The organism is Lentibacter sp. (assembly GCF_965657785.1).
GTDB lineage: Bacteria > Pseudomonadota > Alphaproteobacteria > Rhodobacterales > Rhodobacteraceae > Lentibacter.
The window spans coordinates 4,152-10,692 of sequence record NZ_CBFHPP010000036.1 but is presented as its reverse complement, the minus strand read 5'-3'; the positions used below and the strand labels follow the sequence as shown (position 1 = coordinate 10,692).

The following is a 6,541-nucleotide window of genomic DNA, read 5'->3' as shown; positions in this document are numbered from 1 at the left end:
GGTTGAACCACGCCAGCTGCCTTCATTTCAATACCAAAAATATTATACATAAAAACCCTTTTTATATTGGTTTTTAAATCATTTCTTGTAATAATTTCTTTTAGAATTTTTAACATAACTATTACTGGACCATTGTTTATTAAGGTTTTATCGGTTTTTTAGTAAATACATATTGATCGGCCACAAGGGGCTTTGACGATGAAATTTGAACCGAAGCTACTTGTTGCGCTCTCAACGGCTGCCTTAACGGCCTGTGGAAGCCCCCAATACTCTACAGACACAGTGAAATCAGAGGTCCTCGCGCTGGCGCAGGTCTCGCCTGACGTTGCCGTTGCACGCAGCGGGGCCATCAAGCTGTCGGGCGCGTTTGAAAACGATCTGTCGCGCGCTGTCCGCGCATGGCCCGAGTATATTGCCGCACAGAGCGCCGCCGCCGAGGCACGCGAGATGATCGCTGTCTCGGAAGCTGCCCGCAAGCCGCAGCTCCGCGCCAGCTCCAATCTCGGCAGGCTGACCGAGACAGGCGCAGGCATTGCCACCAAGTCGACAGAGGGCGCCAGCGCCAGTGTCACAATGAGCCAGATCGTCTATGACGGCGGCGCGAGTCTTGCCGCTGTCGACGGTGCGCAGGCCGCCGCCTATGCCGCCGAAATCGAAACGCAGGTTGTTGCCAACAGAGCCGCCCACGATGCTGGCGCCGCCTGGATTGACGCGCAAACCATTGAAGCACGCCAACGCGCCCTCGCGGCCGTTATGAGCAAGGCTGATGAAATGCTTGGCCAGATCGACACATTGGTGGCGAGCGGTATGGTCGACAAAAGCGCAAGCACATCCGCAGACATTGCGGTGCGTAATCTCGAGCTAGAACAATCCCAGCTTGACGCGAGCCAGCATGAAATCACGGCGCGCTACATCAAGCAGTTCGGCTCGCCTCCCAAGAACCTCGGCCAGCCACCCAAGCTGCTGACGCAGGCCGATCTTGCCAAAATACAGAGGGATTGGGCCACATCACCATCGTTGCTGCAATCCGCAGCAGGCGTGCTTTCCGCCAAGCAGGCCTTGCTGGCGGCACAGGGCCGCGAAAAGCCAACGATCGGCCTCAGCTCGGGCATCACCTCCCCCATGAGCCGCACAGACCAGTCCAGCTATGCGGTCGGCTTTGAAGTGAGCTGGATCATTGGCGACGGCGGGCGACGTAAAGCCGATACCGCCGCAAAGGCCGCTCGCCTTGAGGCCGCACAGCAAGCCCTCGAAGGCCTCAAGCTGCAAGGCAAGTCTCAGCTTGATACAGCTGTCAGCCAGCGCGAGGCACTTCTCAAAAGCCTCACAATGTTGAGCGCCCAAAATACAGCTGCATCAAAAGAAATCGAAATCCTGTGGTCACAGCTCGCAACCGGGCAAACAACGGTGCGCCAGCTGATTGATGCAGAAGTCAGCGCATACCGCACAGCAGACCGCCAAATCACAGCCAAAGCAGAGCTTGCAAAGCTAGAACTCAAGATGCTCGCGACCTCGGGCCTCTTGGCCACGAAGCTTGGGTTGAATGATACGCAAGCCCCATTGAAGGCCGCAAAATGACAGTTACCGCCGACCCAATAACCGCCGAACCGCAGAGCAAGACTGCCATCGCACAGATCGCAACAGCGCAGGTAAACCCGGCGGAAGCTGCCGAGGCGGCACAGGACAAAAAGCGCGACGAGACAGCTTTGGTGCAGACCTTGCAGCGCCTGTTGCGCGACCAAGGCGAAAGCTACAGCGAAGCGGCAATTCGTGATCTTCCAGCAAACCCTGGAGAAGAGTTTACGCCGTCGCAGGCTGTCAGCACCCTGCGCGAAATAGGCCATGTTGCCAGTTTTGGTAAAATACCGGCAGAAACCCTTTCCCAAAGCCACTGTCCTTTGATTGGCTTTTGGAAAGACGGTAGCCCCTTTATTTTAACTGAAATAAAATCAGATGGTAGTTTTCTCTGTGCGACTTCAGATGCCAATTTTAAATCGAAAAAAATATCGGCTGAAGAGTTTAAAGCAAACTATTCTGAGCATCTTATTCTAACCCAACGCAAGAAAAACGCCGAAGAAAAGTCCAGCAAGCGCTGGTTCTTTTCGGCTTTTGCCCAAGGCAAGTGGCTTTATATTCAGGTCATCCTTGCCGCCATCGTGTCAAACTTTCTCGGTGTCTCGACCTCTCTCTTTGTGATGGTTGTCTACGATCGCGTTGTTCCCAATGAAGCCATTGAATCGCTTATCGCGTTGTCCATCGGCGTGATGATCGCTCTGGGCTTTGATTTTATAACAAAATCCCTGCGCGCCAACTTCATTGACCGCGCCAGCAAACGTGCCGATGCGCGTATGGCCCGCATGGTCTTTGACAAGATCCTCACGCTGCGTCTGGACGCAGGCAACCAGAACTCTGGCGCCGTCGCCAGCGTGGTTCGGGAGTTTGACACCCTGCGTGAATTCTTCACCTCTGCCACACTGGTGGCAATTGTAGACTTGCCGTTCATCTTCTTCTTTATCTACATTGTCTATCTGATCGGCGGCAATATTGCCATTGTGCCGCTCTTGGCCGTGCCCTGCGTGCTGCTCATTGGCCTTGCCATCCAGCCGATCCTTGCGCGGCTTGCTTCGGGCGCCATGACAACAGGGATGTCCAAGCAATCCGTGCTTGTCGAAACGCTCAATGGGCTGGAAACAATCCAAGCCACAGGTGCGGGCCGTCTTATGAAATCGCGCTTTGAAACGGCAACTCTTGATCAGTCTGAAATCGGCCTGAAAAGTCGCATTCTATCGCAGTTTGCGATCAACTCGGCAGCCTCTATCCAGCAGATCGCCCAAGTCGCCACAATCTTTTACGGCGTCTTCCTTATTCAGGCCCAACAGCTCTCTATGGGTGGCCTGATTGCGGCGGTGATTTTGGGCGGTCGTGCCCTTGGCCCTCTCGGCCAAGTTGCCTCGGCCCTCTCACGCGCAAATTCGGCGCGTCAGGCCTTCCGCTCGATTGACACCCTGATGCAGCGGAACGATGGCGGAAGCGAAGCCGAACAGCGCCTGAGCCGCCCTGTGCTGAAGGGCGAAATCGAGTTCAAGAACGTCTCCTACACTTTCCCAGGGGCCAAAAACCCGCTGATCAAAGACCTGTCGATCAAAATTCCGGCTGGCGAAAAAGTCGCTGTCTTGGGGCGTATGGGTTCGGGCAAATCCACCTTCGCCAAACTTTGCGCAGGTTTGATCCAGCCCACCGAAGGCTCAATCTTGCTGGACGGGATTGATTTGCGCCAGATCGACAAATCAGACCTACAACGCAACTTGGGCGTTATGCTTCAAGAAACATGGCTCTTCTCGGGGACAGTTCGCGAGAATATCCAACTCGGCTATTACGAATACGACGACGCTCACTTACTCAAAATCTGCCAGCTCTCTGGCACCGATGATTTCGTCAAAGGAAATCCCGCAGGATACGACCTGAAGATCAAAGAGCGTGGCGTCGGCCTCTCAGGCGGCCAGCGTCAGTCGATCAATCTCAGCCGCGCCCTGCTTCACGAGCCAAATGTTCTGGTTCTGGACGAGCCAACAAGCTCAATGGACTCATCAACGGAAAGTGCCGTTCTCGAGCGTTTGTCTGGCTATCTGGCAGATCGGACAATGGTTGCGGTTACGCACCGCAACACTCTGCTCAAGCTGGTCACACGTGTGCTCGTAATGGACCAAGGCAAAGTCATCGTCGACGCGCCACCCGAGCAGCTGAAATAATTAAAGTTAAGAGGGCGCTATGCCAAAATCAGATTTTGAAAAGCTATCACGGGACATGGAAGAGCGGGAAGGCTTTGGAAACTCGCTCATCCTCGCCGTTATAGCCGCACTTATCATAGCCATCATCGGCTGGGCCTCTATCGCCGAGCTGGATAACGTCACGCGCGGCAACGGTAAGGTGGTTTCCACCACTCAAAACCAGATGGTTCAATCCTCCGAATCTGGCGTTATCCTGTCACGTTCGGTGAACGAAAACTCGCTGGTGACAGCGGGCGATGTTCTCTACGAAATCAACCCGATTGAGTTGCAAGCAGAGCTGGACAAGCTTCAGCAGCGCTCCGCCACTCTCACGGTCCGCGAACTGCGCCTGCAAGCCGAAAGCACGGGGCAAGAGTTTAAGCCCGACAGCGACATGATTGCCAAATCAAAAGACACAGCCCTCACCGAATTGGCCCTTCACACGGCCAAGCGCAAAGAGCTTGAAGGGTCGCTTTCTATTCTTGAGCAACAAAAAGCCCAACGTAAACAAGCCCTGATCGCTGCTGAGCAAACTCTCACAACCTCGCAAAATATGCTCGATCTCGTTGCATCTGAAATTGCGATCATCGATCCGCTCGTGCGCCAGAATATCATGCCCGAAACCCGCTTGCTTGAGCTTCGCCGTGAAGAACAGCGCGTGAACGGCGACATCCAGAACGCGATCACGCGGGTTGCCAGTGCCCAATCGGCAATCGCCGAAGTCGAAAGTCAAATCGCCAACACCCTTGACGGCTACACACGCAAAGCGCTTGAGGAGCTGAACTCGGTTGTGGCTGAGCTGAGTGAAGTTAACACATTGGTTCCCGCTCTCAGCGAGCGAGTCAAGCGCACCATCATCCGCGCCCCCGTCGACGGGATCGTCAACCGCATCAATTTCCAAACCGTTGGCGCCTATGTGAAGGCAGGCGATGTGATCTTGGAAATTGTTCCCACAGGAGAAGCTCTCAAGCTTGAGGCCAAAATTGACCCGAAAGACATCTCTAGCATTCGCCTCGACGATCTGGCCCGCATCCGCCTGAGCGCATATGATTCATCCCGCTATGGCGCGGTGAACGGACACGTGCGCAGCATCAGCCCCGATGCCATCACAGAAGGTGGCGAGGGCGGCGGCGCCTTCTATCTTGTCGATGTCTCGTTGGAAAGCACAATCACCCTAGAGACAGGCGAAGAAGTCACTTTGCTTCCGGGCATGACCGCCTCTGTAGATGTTGTCTCGGGGAAACGAACCGTTCTCAATTACATCTGGCAGCCGATCGCCAAAGTTCAAGAACTGGCGCTGCGCGACTAAAGCGCCACAATTGCCCTCCTAGAAAGAAAGCCTGCAAAAAATGACAATCACCGATGAATTGATCGTTCTGCGCGGCATAGACACGAAATCCGTGCTGTTCCCGTTCATGAAAAGTATCAGCAAATGGGAGTTGTTGCTGACAATTGCTGAGCTTGACGGAAACCCTGACTACGGGATCTGGAACTATATCGATATGCTCCACACCCGCACAGAAAACCCCATGACGATGTATACGTTTGTAAAATCCAAAATCGAGGAAGGCAGCCTCACGACGACGAAAAGTGAGAAGAAAAGCCGCAAGTCTCTCACGCTCAGCCCTGAGCTTGCGGAAGAGTTAACTCGCTTTCTGGAAACACGCGGCAAAACGGTTCTGCCTGAAGTCACAAATATTTCAGCATTTGCAAATGTTGACCTGTGACGCCTGATAAAACCGCCATCAAGGCAGAAAAATGGCACCTCATCCGAGATGTCTAAAACACGAAACGAAACCTCAGATTAAATATAATGACAAAAAAACCACACCGCCGGACTATTGCTAAATACAGGCCTCAAACCTATTAAAACAAGGCGTTTTAATGTATTTACGCGCAGTAAGAAGGTAGATTTTAAATAATGCTCGGAGTGGAATTTTTCCGAGTTTAAGGCAACGAAAAGGAGCCAGAAATGGCAGCTCAATCAGATCAAACCATCACCGTTGATGGAGTAGACTACAAACTCGCAGATATGTCAGATGCCGCCAAGGCGCAGCTGGCAAACATTCAGTTTGTGGATGCACAAATCCAGCAGCTCAGAAATGAATGGGCCGTCGCCGACACAGCGCGCCTTGGCTATTCAGGCGCTCTTAAAGGCGAGTTGCTGAGATCAGAAAAAGCATAAGGTTTCACGCATATGTCGCAGCGCATTAATCTCGATGGTGTCGAATACGAAACATCCAGCCTGACAGACAATGGCAAATCTATTCTTGTCAGCCTCCAAGAGGCCAGCGCGCGGCTTCAAGAATTGCAAAACCTTCAAGCGATATTCACCCGCGCAAAGCGAAGCTACATAGACGAGCTAAAACGCGAAATTATTAAGGGCAAATCAGGCGTCGATATAGCCGCCCTATTTGACTAAACTAAACTTAAAAGGAATACAAAATGCCCAAAATCACCGTAGATGGCATGGAATATAACACAGAAGAGCTGACAGATAACGGCAAGGCCCAATTGGCAAGCCTCCAATTTCTGGAAGTTCAAATGAAAAAGCTACAGAATGAGATTGCCGTTTATCAAACAGCGCGCAACTCATATGTCGCTGCTCTCAAAGTCGAGCTCGAAAAGACAAAATAACCAGAATGAGAGGTAATCAAATGCGCTGGTTTCCTCTCTTTTGCCTCCTGATTTTAGTCGGGGTTGTTATGGCCTCCTATGATCGGGACGCGAGGCCCTTTATGATGCCTCCAGACTCCCAAAAATAGAATTATTAT

7 protein-coding genes are annotated in these 6,541 nt (G+C 52.6%); all 7 read left to right on the top strand.

Annotation, left to right across the window (positions count from 1 at the left end):
- Positions 1 to 198 precede the first annotated feature (198 nt).
- The 7 genes from ACTF58_RS12760 to ACTF58_RS12730 all read left to right on the top strand — a co-directional run bounded on the left by ACTF58_RS12760 (position 199) and on the right by ACTF58_RS12730 (position 6,404).
- The gene (locus ACTF58_RS12760) at positions 199 to 1,578 is read left to right on the top strand and encodes a TolC family protein (RefSeq protein WP_438992348.1); all 1,380 of its coding nucleotides are present in this window, start codon (positions 199 to 201) and stop codon (positions 1,576 to 1,578) included.
- Positions 1,575 to 3,749 (top strand): type I secretion system permease/ATPase, encoded by a 2,175-nt coding sequence (locus ACTF58_RS12755; RefSeq protein WP_438992347.1) that lies wholly within the window; start codon positions 1,575 to 1,577, stop codon positions 3,747 to 3,749. The genes ACTF58_RS12760 and ACTF58_RS12755 overlap by 4 nt, the downstream gene beginning before the upstream one ends.
- 19 nt (positions 3,750 to 3,768) lie before the next feature.
- Positions 3,769 to 5,076 (top strand): HlyD family type I secretion periplasmic adaptor subunit, encoded by a 1,308-nt coding sequence (locus tag ACTF58_RS12750; protein ID WP_438992346.1) that lies wholly within the window; start codon positions 3,769 to 3,771, stop codon positions 5,074 to 5,076.
- A 40-nt stretch (positions 5,077 to 5,116) separates the two neighbouring features.
- The gene (locus tag ACTF58_RS12745) at positions 5,117 to 5,494 is read left to right on the top strand and encodes a hypothetical protein (protein ID WP_438992345.1); all 378 of its coding nucleotides are present in this window, start codon (positions 5,117 to 5,119) and stop codon (positions 5,492 to 5,494) included.
- 245 nt (positions 5,495 to 5,739) lie between these two features.
- Complete coding sequence (locus ACTF58_RS12740) at positions 5,740 to 5,952, top strand: DUF6447 family protein (RefSeq protein WP_438992344.1); 213 nt, start codon at positions 5,740 to 5,742, stop codon at positions 5,950 to 5,952.
- A 12-nt stretch (positions 5,953 to 5,964) separates the two neighbouring features.
- Positions 5,965 to 6,189 (top strand): hypothetical protein, encoded by a 225-nt coding sequence (locus ACTF58_RS12735; RefSeq protein WP_438992343.1) that lies wholly within the window; start codon positions 5,965 to 5,967, stop codon positions 6,187 to 6,189.
- 23 nt (positions 6,190 to 6,212) lie between these two features.
- Positions 6,213 to 6,404 (top strand): DUF6447 family protein, encoded by a 192-nt coding sequence (locus tag ACTF58_RS12730; RefSeq protein ID WP_089894066.1) that lies wholly within the window; start codon positions 6,213 to 6,215, stop codon positions 6,402 to 6,404.
- Positions 6,405 to 6,541: the final 137 nt, after the last annotated feature.

What these genes read in the sequence shown, in the direction of transcription:
- ACTF58_RS12740 (WP_438992344.1), top strand. Translation starts at nt 5,740, where the DNA reads ATGGCAGCTCAATCAGATCAAACCATCACCGTTGATGGAGTAGACTAC.
- ACTF58_RS12760 (WP_438992348.1), top strand. Translation starts at nt 199, where the DNA reads ATGAAATTTGAACCGAAGCTACTTGTTGCGCTCTCAACGGCTGCCTTA.
- ACTF58_RS12755 (WP_438992347.1), top strand. Translation starts at nt 1,575, where the DNA reads ATGACAGTTACCGCCGACCCAATAACCGCCGAACCGCAGAGCAAGACT.
- ACTF58_RS12745 (WP_438992345.1), top strand. Translation starts at nt 5,117, where the DNA reads ATGACAATCACCGATGAATTGATCGTTCTGCGCGGCATAGACACGAAA.
- ACTF58_RS12750 (WP_438992346.1), top strand. Translation starts at nt 3,769, where the DNA reads ATGCCAAAATCAGATTTTGAAAAGCTATCACGGGACATGGAAGAGCGG.
- ACTF58_RS12730 (WP_089894066.1), top strand. Translation starts at nt 6,213, where the DNA reads ATGCCCAAAATCACCGTAGATGGCATGGAATATAACACAGAAGAGCTG.
- ACTF58_RS12735 (WP_438992343.1), top strand. Translation starts at nt 5,965, where the DNA reads ATGTCGCAGCGCATTAATCTCGATGGTGTCGAATACGAAACATCCAGC.